The 16,542-nt window shown below is 37.2% G+C and carries 14 protein-coding genes and 1 other annotated feature (1 of these 15 running past the window's edge); all 14 genes read right to left on the reverse strand.

From position 1 onward, the window contains the following. Nucleotides 1–117, reverse strand: a binding site (T-box leader); it reaches 110 nt to the left of the window's first position. A 226-nt stretch (nucleotides 118–343) separates the two neighbouring features. Further along, the gene (locus tag BMZ04_RS22240; protein ID WP_093266343.1) at nucleotides 344–1,006 is read right to left on the reverse strand and encodes a hypothetical protein; all 663 of its coding nucleotides are present in this window, start codon (nucleotides 1,004–1,006) and stop codon (nucleotides 344–346) included. 70 nt (nucleotides 1,007–1,076) lie between these two features. Beyond that, nucleotides 1,077–1,655, reverse strand: coding sequence for a 5' nucleotidase, NT5C type (locus BMZ04_RS05320; protein WP_093266345.1), 579 nt, complete (start codon nucleotides 1,653–1,655; stop codon nucleotides 1,077–1,079). Continuing rightward, complete coding sequence (gene ribD / locus BMZ04_RS05325) at nucleotides 1,652–2,758, reverse strand: bifunctional diaminohydroxyphosphoribosylaminopyrimidine deaminase/5-amino-6-(5-phosphoribosylamino)uracil reductase RibD (protein ID WP_093266348.1); 1,107 nt, start codon at nucleotides 2,756–2,758, stop codon at nucleotides 1,652–1,654. The genes BMZ04_RS05320 and ribD overlap by 4 nt, the downstream gene beginning before the upstream one ends. Continuing rightward, the gene (locus tag BMZ04_RS05330) at nucleotides 2,751–3,509 is read right to left on the reverse strand and encodes a GTP cyclohydrolase II (protein ID WP_093266350.1); all 759 of its coding nucleotides are present in this window, start codon (nucleotides 3,507–3,509) and stop codon (nucleotides 2,751–2,753) included. The genes ribD and BMZ04_RS05330 overlap by 8 nt, the downstream gene beginning before the upstream one ends. A 391-nt stretch (nucleotides 3,510–3,900) precedes the next feature. Next, nucleotides 3,901–5,193, reverse strand: coding sequence for a glutamate-1-semialdehyde 2,1-aminomutase (gene hemL / locus BMZ04_RS05335; RefSeq protein WP_093266353.1), 1,293 nt, complete (start codon nucleotides 5,191–5,193; stop codon nucleotides 3,901–3,903). Then, nucleotides 5,193–6,176 carry a porphobilinogen synthase gene (gene hemB, locus BMZ04_RS05340; protein ID WP_093266355.1) on the reverse strand — a complete coding sequence of 328 codons (984 nt, stop codon included), beginning with the start codon at nucleotides 6,174–6,176 and terminating at the stop codon, nucleotides 5,193–5,195. The genes hemL and hemB overlap by 1 nt, the downstream gene beginning before the upstream one ends. Beyond that, complete coding sequence (locus tag BMZ04_RS05345) at nucleotides 6,173–6,937, reverse strand: uroporphyrinogen-III synthase (RefSeq protein ID WP_093266357.1); 765 nt, start codon at nucleotides 6,935–6,937, stop codon at nucleotides 6,173–6,175. Before BMZ04_RS05345 ends, hemB begins: the two co-directional genes overlap by 4 nt. Further along, complete coding sequence (hemC, locus tag BMZ04_RS05350) at nucleotides 6,930–7,859, reverse strand: hydroxymethylbilane synthase (protein ID WP_093266359.1); 930 nt, start codon at nucleotides 7,857–7,859, stop codon at nucleotides 6,930–6,932. The genes BMZ04_RS05345 and hemC overlap by 8 nt, the downstream gene beginning before the upstream one ends. A gap of 108 nt (nucleotides 7,860–7,967) precedes the next feature. Next, the gene (ccsA, locus tag BMZ04_RS05355) at nucleotides 7,968–8,798 is read right to left on the reverse strand and encodes a cytochrome c biogenesis protein CcsA (RefSeq protein ID WP_093266362.1); all 831 of its coding nucleotides are present in this window, start codon (nucleotides 8,796–8,798) and stop codon (nucleotides 7,968–7,970) included. 145 nt (nucleotides 8,799–8,943) lie between these two features. After that, nucleotides 8,944–10,308: a glutamyl-tRNA reductase gene (gene hemA, locus BMZ04_RS05360; RefSeq protein WP_093266365.1), complete on the reverse strand. Its 1,365-nt coding sequence runs from the start codon at nucleotides 10,306–10,308 to the stop codon at nucleotides 8,944–8,946. A gap of 279 nt (nucleotides 10,309–10,587) precedes the next feature. Beyond that, complete coding sequence (yihA, locus tag BMZ04_RS05365) at nucleotides 10,588–11,169, reverse strand: ribosome biogenesis GTP-binding protein YihA/YsxC (RefSeq protein ID WP_093266368.1); 582 nt, start codon at nucleotides 11,167–11,169, stop codon at nucleotides 10,588–10,590. After that, nucleotides 11,166–13,490, reverse strand: coding sequence for an endopeptidase La (gene lon, locus BMZ04_RS05370; protein WP_093266371.1), 2,325 nt, complete (start codon nucleotides 13,488–13,490; stop codon nucleotides 11,166–11,168). The genes yihA and lon overlap by 4 nt, the downstream gene beginning before the upstream one ends. Before the next feature lie 177 nt (nucleotides 13,491–13,667). Next, nucleotides 13,668–14,936 (reverse strand): ATP-dependent protease ATP-binding subunit ClpX, encoded by a 1,269-nt coding sequence (clpX, locus tag BMZ04_RS05375; protein ID WP_093266374.1) that lies wholly within the window; start codon nucleotides 14,934–14,936, stop codon nucleotides 13,668–13,670. Between the two features lie 312 nt (nucleotides 14,937–15,248). Next, nucleotides 15,249–16,529 carry a trigger factor gene (tig, locus tag BMZ04_RS05380; protein ID WP_093266377.1) on the reverse strand — a complete coding sequence of 427 codons (1,281 nt, stop codon included), beginning with the start codon at nucleotides 16,527–16,529 and terminating at the stop codon, nucleotides 15,249–15,251. Nucleotides 16,530–16,542 lie beyond the last annotated feature (13 nt).

Below are 16,542 nucleotides of genomic sequence, written 5' to 3' on the forward strand. Positions count from 1 at the left end.
TTCACAAATGCTGCTCACGGGCTACCTTCAAATGGTGATTAACAGAAACATTTCAGCAAATTGTTTCCTTTCTTTTGATAACCAAGTCATTTTACTCTTCCCATTCATTGCATCATTATTTAGTTGTAAATATTGTACCTAATCTTATCATATGTCGTCAAGTCAAGTCTCGTGAAAGGAGAATATCATGAAAAGAAGAGGTTATAACCCTTATATGCTACCTGATTGGTTGCGCAGAACACGCTTTTATTGTAAAGGTATTATTATTCCTATTTGTGGTTTTCAAGTAATACGTGTATTAATCATCCCAACCACTTGGGACATCATATTACTAGCTTTTTTACTATGCATCTGTTTTCTGTTTTATAGAGACATAATTTGATGGATACGAAACTTTGGAGTAGCCATCAGCTAAATCCATAATGAATTGAAGTTCAGACTCATCTCTTTTTGTATTTTCGTTTTCTTTCGTTTCTGCTGTATCTTTTTCTTTAACTACTTTTGTTACTTTTTCTTTAACTTCTTTTGTTTCTTTTTCTTCCAGTACCGGTTTTAATTCTATTTTCTTTTCAATCTCAATTTCAAGCTGTACTTCTTTGTCATTGGGACCTTCAAATTCGCAATGAACAGACCATGCAATTTCAATCGCTGCATGCTCTGTTGTCTTTGCATTTACATGTTGAACGTTCAAAGTAGGTGAACTGCCTGCCTTTATTTTATCTTTCGCAATCTCTACAGTCATCGGTACGGCATATTCAAAGTATCCTACTTCACCTTGTACATCTAAATCTTCAATTTGTGTAATTTCACTCGTAGCATGATGTGCATGTTCACCTTCTTCGAACTCAACATGACAGGTAATATGATAGATCCCCACTATTTGGATCGATTCTTCTGTTTCTTTTTTTTCAAATTGTGGAGTAACTGCCACCGATCTTATTAGTTTTGGTACACCAAAGCTTGCAGGAAAAAGAAACTGCTCTTTTACATCCCAGTTTTTCACCATTTGTCATCCTCCTTCATATAGGACAACTTATGAAAAATTAGGTAAGAATAGAACAACGTTTCATTTGAAGTCATCTTGAATTGTTAGGTTCCCCTATTAGCTGCTTCCATTCGGACCAATCCGAAAATCTCGGAATCGTTAAATGCTTGTTATAGGATTGTGTTTTAACAAATACTTTCGTTTCACAGTTAGTTAGTGTGTTCAATACATCCGGTTTATCATCGAAATAATAATCTAACTGCAACTTTTGAATAATATCGACTTTTTCTTGATCTTTCATTCCACAATAGAATTTTTCATCTTGAACCGGAAATCCTTGGTCCAGCAGCCATTGTTTTGTTCGCTCCCGGTGTTCAGGTGGACGAGCGGTAATATAGAAAATTTCATGTCCTTCTTTCGTTAATTGCTGTAACAATTCCACTGCATTAGGATAAGGTGGACAGTTTGTATAATATATTTCTTCCAAAGAGCTGTTCCACATTCGAGAGCCTTCCTCTGCAGACATACCAAAAGGTTCATGTATTTCAACTTTTTTTATAGCATGAAAAATTTCAAGCGCTATGTTTTGATTTAATTTTTTATTATAAACCTGGAAAGCGTGCTCACGAAGGTTGATCAATGTATCGTCAATATCAAATCCAAATCTCATTCTATTATCCCTCTTTTATAAACTGGATAGCCGACGAACTTAAAATCTTTACCGATTTTTACAATGTCTGTATCCATTAGTTCTACTGCGTCATTCATACTTTCGATACCGGTACCTTCCATAAATGAAGGGGCATCTTTGCCACCAATTAATTTTGGGGCAATATAAATGATCGCCTTATCGATTAACTCGTTTTCCATAAATGCAGCATTAATCGTACCTCCACCTTCTATTAGTAAAGAAGAGATCGATTTTTCGCCTAAAATGGTTACGACTTCAAGTGGATCTACATGCTTTGGACCTGAAGTATGGAAAATAGAAACCCCAAATTTTTCTAAAGCAATTTTCTTTTCTTCGTCATAATCGGCACTAGTGAAAATCCACGTATCTGCTAGCTTATCTGTTACCAATTTCGATTCAAGCGGTATTTTTAAGGAAGAATCCAGTACAACTCGAAGTGGATTTCGACCATTTGGAATTCGTGTCGTTAACTCAGGATTGTCTGCAATTACTGTGTTAACCCCTACTAATATTGCCATATGTTCATTGCGTAAATGGTGCACATCATGTCTTGCCTCTTCTGAAGTAATCCATTTACTATGACCTGTATGAGAAGCAATTTTACCATCTAGCGTAATGCCCGATTTTAGAGTTACGAATGGTTTGTTTTCCACGATGAATTTATTAAACACTTCGTTCATCTTGCGAGAAGCTTCTTCTTCCACGCCAACGATTACGTCAATACCTGCATCTTCCAAGATTTTGACTCCTCGTCCCGATACCACGGGATTAGGATCCAGCGTCGCAATAACTACTGTTTGTATTCCCGCGTTTACGATTGCCTCTGCACATGGGCCAGTACGACCGTGATGAGAACAAGGCTCGAGGGTTACATAGATGGTTGCCCCTTTTGTTTGGTCCCCCGCCATTCGAATCGCATGAATTTCTGCATGGGGTTCCCCCGCCTTCATATGTGCACCCACACCAACAATACGATTATCATTAACAATCACTGCTCCAACGAGTGGATTCGGATCAGTTTGTCCTTTCATCGCTTGCGCATTTTGAAGCGCAAGATTCATATAGAATGCATGATTAGTCATGTAGGAATGTACCTACTTCCTCCAGGTGTCCTGAGCGGCGGATTTTCGTTTGTAGGTAACGCTCATTATGTTCCGAAACATCGCCCCATAAAGGTGTACGACCAGAAACAACTAACCCAGCGTCTTGCAATGCTGTTAACTTTTTCGGATTATTCGTGATTAACGTTACTGGTTTAGATCGCAATGCTTTTAGTACTTCTATTGCATCACTATAATTTCGTGAATCATCAACAAAACCTAGTTTTTCGTTTGCTTCTACTGTATCTGAACCATTTTCTTGAAGGATATAAGCCATCGCTTTACTAAATAAACCAATTCCTCTACCTTCATGATTCGCTAAATAAAATAAAGCACCTGAACCATTGTCCACAATCATTTGCATCGATTGTTTCAATTGGAAGCCACAATCACATCGTTTGCTTCCGAAAATATCGCCTGTATGACAAATAGAATGCATACGGATTAACGCTTCTTCATCCGAATGGAAATCGCCATACACCAGTACACTCGATTGTTGATATTCAGCTAAATTTGAAGAAGATAAGTTGTCTATGATTTGCCCGATATCCTCTGTTTCTTCCTTGCTATTTAACCAGCAATACCATTTGAAAATAACTGTTTCTCCGTGTAAATTCACAGGTAGGCGAATCGGACCAACTAAATAGATAGAACCTTCTGCAGCTTTAAGTATTTGTATTTTATCTTTTAGAACATTAATGGCATCATTTGTAACGGTTTGTATATTAACCATATTAAATTCCTCTTTTCTTATAACTAAATTGCGTTTTCATCTATAGTATTCTTTATAGATTACTTTTCGTAAGCAATTATATTTTAGTAATTGAATTATGTCAAATAAGGAGAACTAAAAACATTAACGTCAGACGATCCTAAATAACTGTGTTCATTATAGGGAAAATGCGTCGCAGTGGAATACCGCAAGGGCAGTTGATTTCCGCTCCAGGCGGACGCTTTCCGCGAGCACGGCTTCAATCTCCTCGGGCCAACATTCTGTTGGCCTCCGCTGGAGTAGCCGCCCTTCCGCGAAATTCAAAGAAGCTCGCTTATATGTTGGCGTACCATCAACTTCATTATTTCCTCTAAGATAAAAAAAGCCTTGTCAGAAACAAGGCCCCTAGTTGTTATTTTGCTAATTTTTCAAACACTGTATGGAATGCTTGTACTGTTTTTTCGATATGTGCTTCTGTATGTGCACTTGATAAGAACAAGCCTTCATATTGAGAAGGTGGTAAATAAATTCCTTCTTCTGCCATTAGTCGGAAATATTTAGCGAAAAGTTCTAAATCAGACGTTTTCGCTGTATCAAAATTAATCACGTCTTCGTTTGTTAAGAAGAAGCCAATCATAGAACCCGCACGATTCACTGTGTGTGGAATATTATATTTTGTTGCGGCTTCACGGAAACCTTTTTCTAGCAAGTCGCCTAGCTTCACAAAGTATTCATAGGTTTCTTCATTTAAACGAGAAAGCGTTTCATATCCAGCTGTCATTGCAAGTGGGTTCCCTGAAAGTGTTCCAGCTTGATAAACAGGTCCACTCGGAGCAATCAGTTCCATAATTTCACGTTTTCCACCAAAAGCACCAACCGGTAGTCCACCACCGATTACTTTTCCTAAACAAGTTAAATCTGGAGTAATGCCAAAATATCCTTGTGCGCAATTATAACCAACACGGAATCCAGTCATTACTTCATCAAAAATTAATACTGTTCCATTTTGTTCTGTTAACTCGCGAAGAGTTTCTAAAAAGCCTTCTACTGGTGGAACAACTCCCATATTTCCTGCTACAGGTTCCACAATAACAGCTGCTAAATCATCACCAAAGTTCTCAAATACATGACGCACACTCTCTAAATCATTATAAGGTACCGCAATCGTGTTTTTTGCGATTGACTCGGGAACACCAGGACTATCTGGCAAACCTAGCGTAGCAACTCCAGAACCGGCTTTAATAAGCAGGCTATCACCATGACCGTGATAACAACCTTCAAATTTCAATATTTTATTTCTTCCTGTAAATCCTCGTGCTAATCGAAGTGCACTCATCGTTGCTTCTGTACCAGAAGAAACCATTCGCACCATTTCAATAGACGGAACTCGTTCCATTACGAGTTTGGCCAATTTGTTCTCGATTAAAGTAGAAGCCCCAAAGCTAGTACCAGTTTCCGCAACGTTTTGGATAGCCTTTACTACATTCGGTTCTGTATGACCTAAAATTAGTGGACCCCATGATAATACATAGTCGATATATTCATTGCCATCAATATCTGTTAAAATAGCGCCTTTACCACTTGCCATGAAAATAGGATCCATGTCTACAGATTTAAATGCACGTACCGGACTATTTACGCCGCCTGGCATTAATTCTTTCGCTTCTGTAAACGCTTGTTTAGATAAGTCATATGATTTCGTCATTATTTCTCCTCCAACCAACGTGCTACATCTTTAGCATGATACGTTAAAATCATATCTGCTCCCGCACGTTTCATTCCTGTTAACGTTTCAAGTACCGTCTCTTTTTCATTAATCCAGCCATTAATCGCAGCTGCTTTAACCATCGCATATTCGCCACTCACGTTATAAGCAACGATTGGTGCATCGAAGTTATTCTTCACATCACGAATAATGTCTAAGTAGGCAAGTGCCGGCTTCACGATTAGCATATCCGCACCTTCCTCAATATCAGACGACGCTTCACGAATAGCTTCCATACGATTTGAATAATCCATTTGATACGTTTTACGGTCTCCGAATTTTGGTGCACCGTCTGCAGCTTCACGAAATGGACCGTAGTACGCGGATGCATATTTCACCGCATAGGACATAATTGGCACATCCGCAAATCCAGCACTATCTAAACCGTGACGAATTGCAGTAACGAAGCCGTCCATCATGTTCGAAGGTGCAATAATATCTGCACCAGCTTCAGCTTGGCTAATTGCCGTTTTTGCTAATAGGTCCAGAGAAGGATCATTTAAAATTCGCTCCTCTGCATCTACTACACCACAATGCCCATGATCCGTAAATTCACAAAGACATGTGTCTGCAATGATTACTATTTGAGGATGGCGTTCTTTTATAAGACGAATTGCTTTTTGAACAATACCGTGATCGTGATACGCTTGCGTTCCAACAGCATCTTTTTCCGCCGGAATACCGAATAATATAACGGAAGGAATACCTAATGAAGCAACTTCATCTACTTCTTCTTCTAAACGATCTAACGAAAATTGAAAAACACCAGGCATTGAAGCTACTGGATTTTTGATATTTTCCCCATCGATAACGAATATTGGGTAGATTAAATCTTCTTTATGTAAATACGTTTCTTTAACCATTGATCTTAAACCAGCTGTTTTTCTTAAACGACGGTGACGTTGAAATACTAATTCTGTCATTGCACTCTTCCTTTCCATTTCGCTAACTCATTAACTACATCTAATAATGTATACGTTTCTGGCATGACTTGCACAGTCGCACCTAATGATTCTAAATATTTTTTCGTAATATGACCAATTGTACATATTGTGAATCGATCATAACCTGTATGGACTCCTACACTTTTATGAAATACATTCGCGGTAGATGGACTTGTAAAAATAATCGAACAGCCCTCACCACTTTCCAGAAGTGCGCGAACTTGTTCTGTATTCTCATCTACTTCTACTGTCTCGTATATTGTCCATGTATCTATTACGTTTGGAAGCCCATCAATAATCGTTTTTTTTGCTAGGTCCCCTTTGAAAAACAAACAATTTTCATGTGCTGCAGAAACTGCAGGAAATTCTTTCACAAATACATCAGCACTAAAAACGGTAGGTGTAAAACTTACGTGAAAGCCTAAACTTTCTATTGCACATGCAGTTTTTGAACCAACTACTGCAATTTTCGCTTTAAATGTAGATGCGTTTATATCAAATTTTTTTATTTTCGAATAAAATGCATGGACGCTGCTTTGACTCGTAAAAATGAACCAATCATACTCGTAACAAGCAAGTAATTTCTGTTTATCATCTATCGAAACAATTTCCTGTGTAGTTATTAAAGGAGTAATTACTGGATTACCTCCTAATCGTAACGTCAAATCGATTGCTTCAGATGATCTTAGTATCCCAGTAAAAATGACATGCTCGTCTTGTAAAGGATGCTGATTAGACATTTAAATCTGCCTTTACTTGTTGGATTAAATCATACGCTCCTTGTTCTGTAACTAGGCGCGCTACTTCTCTTCCCACTGTTTCAGCATCCGTCCCAGTTACTACCTCTTTATACACTACAGACGCATCCGGAGCTGCAACTAGTCCTGTCATTGTAATTTCATTTCCATTAATAACCGCATGTCCTGCTATGGGCACTTGGCATCCACCATCCATTGCAGCTAAAAACGCACGCTCTGCATGTACAGCATCCCAAGTTTCTTTATCCGAAAGCTTAGCAAGCTCTGCAAGTAACTCTGCATCATCTTCGCGACATTCAATTGCTAAAGACCCTTGCCCTACCGCCGGAACACAATCTTCTTGTGACAAATATTCTGTCACTACTTCGTCACTCCAACCAAGGCGCTTAAGTCCCGCTGCAGCTAAAATAATCGCATCATATTCACCATCTTTTAGCTTTTGTAGTCTCGTATCCACATTTCCACGAATCCATTTAATCTCGATATCTGAACGCATTAAAAGTAGTTGAGCGCTTCTTCTTAAGCTACTCGTTCCAACTACTGCTCCTGATGGTAAATCTGCAAATTTTACGTGATTCGTAGAAATAAATGCATCTCGTTCATCTACTCGTTTTGGCGTACATCCCATCACTAGCCCCGGTGGCAGCACCGAAGGCATATCTTTCATACTATGTACTGCAAAGTCGATTTCTTTGTCGTATAATGCTTGTTCAATTTCTTTTACAAAAAGACCTTTTCCACCAACTTTAGATAACGTCACATCTAAAATTTGGTCTCCTTTTGTAACAATCTCTTTTACTTCAAATTCAAAAGGAGCACCCATATCTTTCATTTGTTGTATAAACCAATTTGTTTGTGTTAAAGCTAACTTACTTCTTCTTGAACCTACAATAATTTTACGCATAATTTCGCTACCTTTCTATCAATTACGTCAATGCGTAATTGCTTCCAAATTTTGAATTGTGATTATACCTGCAGGAAGTACGTATGTTTTAACCCCTGCTGAATAAAATTAATACCATAAATGAAATTCTGAGAATTGACTACCTAATAAAAAATTGATCAAAACAAATAAAAATGCATATATATGAACCCAAGCATAGTTTGTACCAATAAACTTTGCTTGTTTTTTTATTACTAAGACGACAACATATATAACTAATAGGAAGAAAGAACTTACTATCTTAAAATCAGCGATAGAAAATACATCCAGGGATACATATGCCCATTCTAACCCAAGAACTAAACTTACAAACAACAGAGGAACTCCTACTAAAATAGATAATGTCATCCCTGTTTCTGCTTGTTTTAAGGATGGCAATCTAGAAAATTGCTTGGTCCATTTCTTCTTTTTTAGCACACGATATAAAATCAAGTATAATGTCGAAAAAACAAATGATAAAGAAAAAGCGACATATGCCATTAAAGCAAATGTAATATGAATAAATAATAACTCAGATCGCAGTGTATCACCAACTGCAGACTGTTCAATCTGATTTGGTGCAAAGGTATGAATCGTCATAAAGATAAACCCAATCACATTCAAAAAGAATGCGGGTAAATCTAAGCGGAATATAAGTTGCAAAACTAAGGATAATAGAATGATTAACCATGCATAAAAATATATCCCCTCAAACAAAGATAAAATTGGAAATCGCTTTGTTTCAATTATATACAACACTAAAAATACCGTTTGCAATATCCAAACAATTGAGAGCAGCCGCACCGCAATTCGGTGTGCATGACGATCTTTATTTAAATAATCGATAAAATAAAAAACAAGACTAACGGATTGGAGGACGACCATTATCTCGTGTAGCCTTGTCATCGTCAAATCTGCCATATCAAATCTCCCTTTACATAAGAAATGCGCTGGAGCTGGATCGATACTGAGTAAAAAAGTTTTTACCTTTATACCTACATATCAAAAAGGCGTCTTATATATCTATTAGTTTCCATATAGATATAAAACGCCTCCTTTTACTTCTTTAAAATGATAAGTTTTCTTTTAAATTTTGGGATTGGATAATAGATTGTTTTAAGTTAATTTTCGCTTTTTCTGCTTGGTCGATAATTTCCTTTTGTACGTCTTCTTCAATTCCAAATATTTGTTGGAATAATTGCAGTTGTTCTACTGATTCTTTTGCTGTGGATAATTCCTTCACTTGCAAAATTGGCTCTTTCAACAGCTGATTAATAATAGATTTCGTGTGCTTATTTAAAATTTTCCGCTCACGATCAGTTAAATTTGGCATTTTGTTTTCAATAGAAACCATTGTTTCAGATTGTATTCTGTTTGCTTTTTGACGAAGTGCCGAAATAATTGGGACAACTCCAAGCGTTGCGATCCAATCATTAAATTGTTCCATTTCGGTTCCGATCATCTGGTTTATCTGACCAGCTGCTCGTTCACGTTCTGCTAAATTTGCTTCAACAATTCCTTGTAAATCATCAATATCATATAAAAAGACATTTGGCAAATCACCAATTCTTGGGTCTAGATCACGTGGTACCGCGATATCTACCATAAAAAGTGGTTTACCTTTACGTAATCGTTCCACAAACTGCATTAATTCGAAGTCAATTACAAAGTCTGTTGCACCTGTTGAACTGATTAGAATATCTGCTTCCAACAGAGCACATTGTAGCTCGTCCATCGGTTTTGCATTTCCTTCGAATTTCTCAGCAAGCTCTTTCGCTTTTTCAAAAGTACGGTTAATAACCGTTACTTTTTCTGCACCACTTCCGTGCAAGTTTTGGATGGCAAGCTCTCCCATTTTTCCAGCACCTAAAATGACTACATGTTTATGTTTTAACGTACCGAAAATTTTCTTTCCAAGCTCCACTGCTGCATAAGAAACGGAAACTGCATTTTCACCAATAGCTGTTTCTGAATGTGCACGCTTTGCAAATGTAACAGCTTGTTTAAATAATTGATTGAAAACGGTTCCGGTTGTCCCATTTTCTTGACCATTTAGAAAGCTTTTTCTCACTTGGCCAAGTATTTGTGTTTCCCCAAGTACCATCGAATCTATCCCTGCAGTAACTCGGAACAAATGATTATTTGCTTCATTGTCTTCATGGATAAATAAATAGTTAGATAAGTCTTCTAAAGGAATATCAAACCAATTTGCTAAAAATTGCTTAACATAATATTTGCCTGTATGTAATTGATCTACTGTCGCGTATATTTCTGTACGGTTACAAGTAGATACAATGACATTTTCGAGTATGCTTTTTTGCCCTTGTAATGCTCGCATTGCATTCGGAAGCTCTGTTTCGACAAATGATAGCTTTTCTCGAATTTCAACTGGAGCAGTACGATAATTGACACCTACCACGATTGTATGCATGGAATCATGTCTCCCTTTCACGTTCATTTCATTAGCCCTATTATAGCATAGCTTTTCCGCAGGTTATTAATCATTTGTGAACAAGCTATGAAATCTTAATTAGAATGATTATAAAATAATATTAACAAACAACTTGGCCATTTACAAGGCAATAGCTTGAATGCGAAATATGCAGAAAATTAGCGAATAGAAAACTGCAGAAAAAAGATTATGTAGAGATATATTACCCTACATAATCTTTTTTAACTAACTATACAATCTGACTGTTCTAATAGAAAATTACATTCTACTTTCAATCTCAGCCCAGGCAGTATCGTAACCTAAACCTGTTTCAGATGAGAATACGACAAGTGGATCGCCTTTTTCCATCTGCAGTTCCTCTTTGACTATCTTTTTATGCTTGTCCCATTTACCTTTAGGGATTTTATCTGCTTTTGTCGCAACTACAATACATGGAATATTATAATGCTTTAAAAAGTCATACATCATGCAATCATCCGCTGTTGGAGGATGACGTAAATCTACAAGTAGCACGACTGCTTTTAAAACATCGCGAGAGGTGAAATATGTCTCAATCATTTTCCCCCATGCTGCACGTTCTGTCTTTGATACTTTGGCATAACCGTACCCAGGTACATCCACAAAAAGTAAATCTTCCTCTAATTTATAAAAATTTAGCGTTTGTGTTTTTCCTGGCTTAGATGAAATGCGCGCCATACTTTTTCGACCAATCATTTTATTGATAAAAGACGATTTACCAACATTCGAACGTCCTGCTAACGCGAATTCTGGTAAGCCTCCTTCTGGATATTGCGCTGGTCTTACAGCACTTATAAGTAGCTCGACGTTATTGATTTTCATTTTTTTGTCTCCTCCAATGCTAATTGAAGCACCTCTTGAGCATCGGAAACAAAATGAAATGTTAATACTTCACGAACACTTTCTGGAATATCTTCAATATCACGCTCATTGTCTTTTGGGCAAATAATCGTTGTTAACCCCGCGCGATGTGCACTTAATGTTTTTTCTTTTAATCCACCAATTGGTAATACTCTTCCTCTTAGTGTTACTTCTCCCGTCATTCCAATTTCTCGTTTGATTGGACGTTTTGACAAAGCGGATACAAGTGCTGTAACAATTGTAATTCCCGCTGACGGTCCATCTTTCGGAACTGCTCCTTCTGGTACATGTATATGGATATCTTTGTTTTCGTGGAATGATGCATCAATACCAAATACCTCCGCTTTGGAGCGGACATAGGATAACGCTGTTTGAGCAGATTCTTTCATAACATCCCCGAGCTTCCCAGTTAGTTGAAGTTTTCCACTTCCTGCAGATAAAGATACTTCAATTTGCAAAGTATCGCCACCAACCGTTGTATAAGCTAGCCCTGTTGCTACACCTATCTGGTTTTCTGTTTCTGCAAGGCCGAATCTGAATTTTCGTTTGCCGATTGTATCTTCTAAATTTTTCGTTGAAATAGTTATTCTTTTTTTGTCTCCGGAAACGATTTGGAGTGCTGCTTTTCTGCAAACATTTGCTAGTACACGATTTAAACCCCTTACCCCTGCTTCTCGTGTAAAATGTCGGATAATATCTATAATCGCATCATCTTTCAATTGAAGCTGAGATTTTGTTAATCCATGCTCTTTTATTTGCTTTGGTAGTAGATGATTTTTAGCAATCGAAAGCTTTTCCATTTCCGTATATCCGGCAAGGGTAATAATTTCCATTCGATCTCGTAATGGACCAGGAATTGTACTTAAATCATTCGCGGTAGCAATAAATAACACATTAGATAAATCATATGTTTCTTCTATATAATGATCACTAAATGTATTATTTTGTTCCGGATCTAACACTTCTAGCATAGCAGCAGAAGGGTCTCCTCTAAAGTCATTTGACATTTTATCAATTTCATCTAACAAAAATAGTGGGTTGATCGTACCTGCTTTTTTCATCCCTTGAATGATGCGTCCTGGCATTGAACCTACATAGGTTCGACGGTGCCCACGAATTTCTGATTCGTCGCGTACCCCACCTAATGAAATCCGAACAAAATTACGGCCTAATGATTCAGCAATAGACTTCGCAAGTGAAGTTTTTCCCACCCCAGGAGGTCCTGCTAAACAAAGGATTGGTCCACGCAATGATTTCGTTAATTGGCGAACGGCTAAATATTCTAAAATTCTTTCTTTTACAGTCTCTAATCCTTCATGGTCTCGATTTAATATCTCTTCAGAACGTTTAATATCTAATTGATCTTCTGTTGATTTTGACCAAGGAATAGATACAATCCAATCGATATAATTCCGAATCACTCCGCTTTCGGGCGCCTGAGATGGTAATTTTTCGTAACGATTTAATTCTTTTAACACATTTTTTTTAGTCGTTTCAGGTAGTCCCGCTTCTTCAATACGTTTTTTCAACTCTACTACTTCACCAGTTTTACCTTCTTTTTCTCCAAGCTCGGTTTGAATCGCTTTCATTTGCTCACGAAGGTAAAACTCTTTTTGTGTTCGTTCCATTGCTTGTTTGACACGTGTATTAATCTTCTGTTCTAGATTGAGTATTTCCTGCTCATTGAATAATCGTGCAATCAATACTTCTAACCGCTCTTTTACATCCATTATTTCTAAAATTTCTTGTTTTCCGGAAATTTTTAAAGGTAAATGGGATGCAACCATATCTGCTAATCGCCCAGGTTCCTCGATATCTATTACGGAATTATATGTTTCTTCTGATACGTTTTTGGATACTTTTGAATAATTTTCAAAATTATGTAGTAACGTACGCATAAGCGCTTCGTCTTCCTGATCTGCTTTTTCTGGTTCAATATATGCAGAAACAGTTACTTCATCAAACGTATCTGTTTTTTTATAATCATCCCAAATCGCACGTTGCAATCCTTCTACTAACACACGCATCGTTCCATTTGGGAGCTTCACCATTTGTTTTACAGTTGCAATCACACCAACATCATATAAATCTTCCATGATTGGTTGTTCTATAGCCATATCTCTTTGTGCAGATAAAAACAACTTTTCTTCACGTAACATCGCTTCGTTTAAAGCCGCGATGGAACGTTCACGCCCTACATCGACATGAAGAATCATCGTAGGAAATACTAATAACCCTCTAAGAGGTAATACTGGATAGTATGTCATATTTTTGTTTGCCATTTCGGGAAGTCACCTCCAACTTATTCTGTCCGAATCGTACGATAAAAATACGGTTCAATCCTTCTATTCCGCTCTTCCCTATTTTCTCCAAAAGGAAACGTAAGAAGAAAAAGCTGACATCCTTGCTTGCGCTAAGCACGCGCAGGTTGGAAGCCAGCTTATATCATCAACATCAAGTTATGCAGATGTTTTTTCGTTATCTTTTTCTACTTCAGTGCCATCCTCTAACAAAAGTTTTGGACGTGCTTTATCTGTAATAGATTCTTTCGTGATTACACACTCAACAATATCTTCGCGCGATGGTAACTCGTACATCACGTCTAACATGATATTTTCAATAATAGAACGGAGACCACGAGCCCCAGTTTTACGTTCAATCGCTTCTTTCGCAATTTCAATTAATGCATCATCTTCAAATGTTAGTTTTACATTATCTAATTCGATCATTTTTTGATATTGCTTCACAAGAGCATTTTTAGGCTCCGTTAAGATTTGTACAAGCGCTTCATTGTCTAACTGTTCTAAGCTTGCAAGTACCGGTAAACGACCGATAAACTCTGGAATTAGCCCGAATTTCAATAAATCTTCTGGAATTAACTGACTAAGTACAGAACCTGCTTCTATTTCCACTTTGTTTGGATCAGCACCGAAACCAATTACTTTCTCACCTAGACGGCGTTTAATAATTTGTTCGATTCCGTCAAATGCACCACCAACGACAAATAAAATATTCGTTGTATCAATTTGTATGAACTCTTGATGTGGATGCTTACGACCACCTTGTGGTGGAACACTAGCAACGGTACCTTCTAATATTTTAAGTAGCGCTTGTTGAACACCTTCACCTGAAACGTCTCTAGTAATAGAAGGATTTTCAGATTTGCGTGCTACTTTATCTATTTCATCGATATAAATAATACCTTTTTCTGCTTTTTCAATATCATAATCCGCAGACTGAATAAGTTTTAAAAGAATATTTTCGACATCTTCCCCAACATAGCCCGCTTCCGTTAAAGAAGTCGCATCTGCAATAGCAAATGGTACGTTCAAAATACGTGCTAATGTTTGTGCTAGCAATGTTTTACCACTACCAGTAGGTCCGATCAGTACGATATTTGATTTAGATAATTCTACTTCATCGATTACGCTATTTGAATTGATGCGTTTGTAATGGTTGTACACTGCAACTGCAAGTGATTTTTTTGCTCTTTCCTGCCCAATTACATATTCATCTAAAATAGATAAAATCTCTTTTGGTTTTGGAACTTCTTTAAACTCTACTTCTTCTTCGATACCAAGCTCTTCTTCTACAATTTCAGAACATAAGTCGATACATTCGTCACAAATATAGACACCTGGTCCTGCGACTAACTTACGAACTTGTTCTTGTGGTTTTCCACAAAAAGAACATTTTAAGTTCCCTTTTTCATCATTGAATTTGAACAAAATATTCACCCCTATTCAAACAATTATCTTACAAGATTCTTATTAAGTAATCAAATAATACGTTTATGTTTTATATCCGTGTAACCTATGTATGGTATAAAACAAGGCACAGACATTTGCTGTACCTTGTTTTATATTATAACGCTATCATGTCTGAATAAGAAAGTATAAACTCTGTTACCCATACTTTTTCCAGCTCTAGCGCCGTGGGTTCAACTGTCAGAGGTCTGCATGTTATGCGGCGTTGCTACATGATGTAAAGAACTTAGACTGTCTCCCCTTGACATAGGCGCTTGCACTGTTCTAAGTAAATTATGAAATTTTAGCGTTCTCTACTAAGAATTCAACTGTTTTTTGGAAACGAATGTCGTTTTCAAGTACTGCTGTACCACCAAGTGCTTTTTTAATATCTTCAGCGGCCATGTTGAATTGTGCAGCCATTTTTTCAAGTTCTGCATTTACATCTTCTTCTGTAGATTCCAATGCTTCTTTTTCAGCAATTGCTTCAAGTGTTAAGGAAACTTTTACGCGGCTGTTTGCATCTTCTTGCATTTGAGCACGTAAAGCTGCTTCGTCTTGACCAGAGAATTGATAATAAAGATCTAGGTTCATCCCTTGTTGTTCTAAACGTTGACCAAATTCTTGAAGCATACGATCTGTCTCAGACTCAATCATTGCCTCTGGAATGTCAATTGTTGCATTAGCTGCAGCTGCTTCTACTAAATTGTCGCGAAGTGTTTGTGCTGCTAATTGTTTTTTCTCTTCAGTTGTTGCTTCTTTTAATTTTGCACGCAATGCTTCGATACCTTCTACTTCAGCATCTACTTCTTTTGCAAAATCGTCGTTAAGCTCAGGTAGTTCTTTACCTTTAACTTCTTTTACAGTTACTTTGAAAACAGCTTTTTTACCTGCTAATTCAGCAGCGTGGTATTCTTCTGGGAAAGTTACTTCTACGTCTTTTGACTCTCCAGTTTTTATACCTACTAATTGTTCTTCAAAACCTGGGATGAATGAGTTAGAACCGATTTCTAGTGGGTAGTCTGTTCCCGCTCCACCTTCAAATGCAACGTCATCAACGAAACCTTCAAAGTCAATTACAGCAGTATCGCCTTCTACGATTGCATCTTCTTTTACAACTAATTCAGCTAAACGAGTTTGTTGGCTTTTTAGTTGCTCTTCGATTTCTTCATCTGAAACAGTTTCGTCTAATTTTGTAACTTCTAAACCTTTGTAATCGCCTAATGTAACTTCTGGTTTTACAACAACTTTCGCAGTAAATACTAAAGGTTGTCCTTTTTCCATTGTTACGATATCGATTTCTGGTTGATCCACTGGATTAATATCAGCTTCATCAACAGCTGCTGAATACGCATGTGGAAGAATGTAATCTAATGCCTCTTGGTATAAAGATTCTACACCATACATTTTTTCGAACATTTGACGTGGCATTTTTCCTTTACGGAAACCAGGTACATTAATTTGTTTTACTACTTTTTTAAATGCTTGGTCTAAGCCATTAGCTACTACATCCGCAGTTACCTCAATTGTTAATAGACCATTATTACCTTCTTGTTTTTCCCATTTAACTGACATATATTCTACCTCC

Origin of the sequence: Psychrobacillus sp. OK032 (assembly GCF_900111345.1) — a bacterium.
Classification (GTDB): Bacteria; Bacillota; Bacilli; order Bacillales_A; family Planococcaceae; genus Psychrobacillus.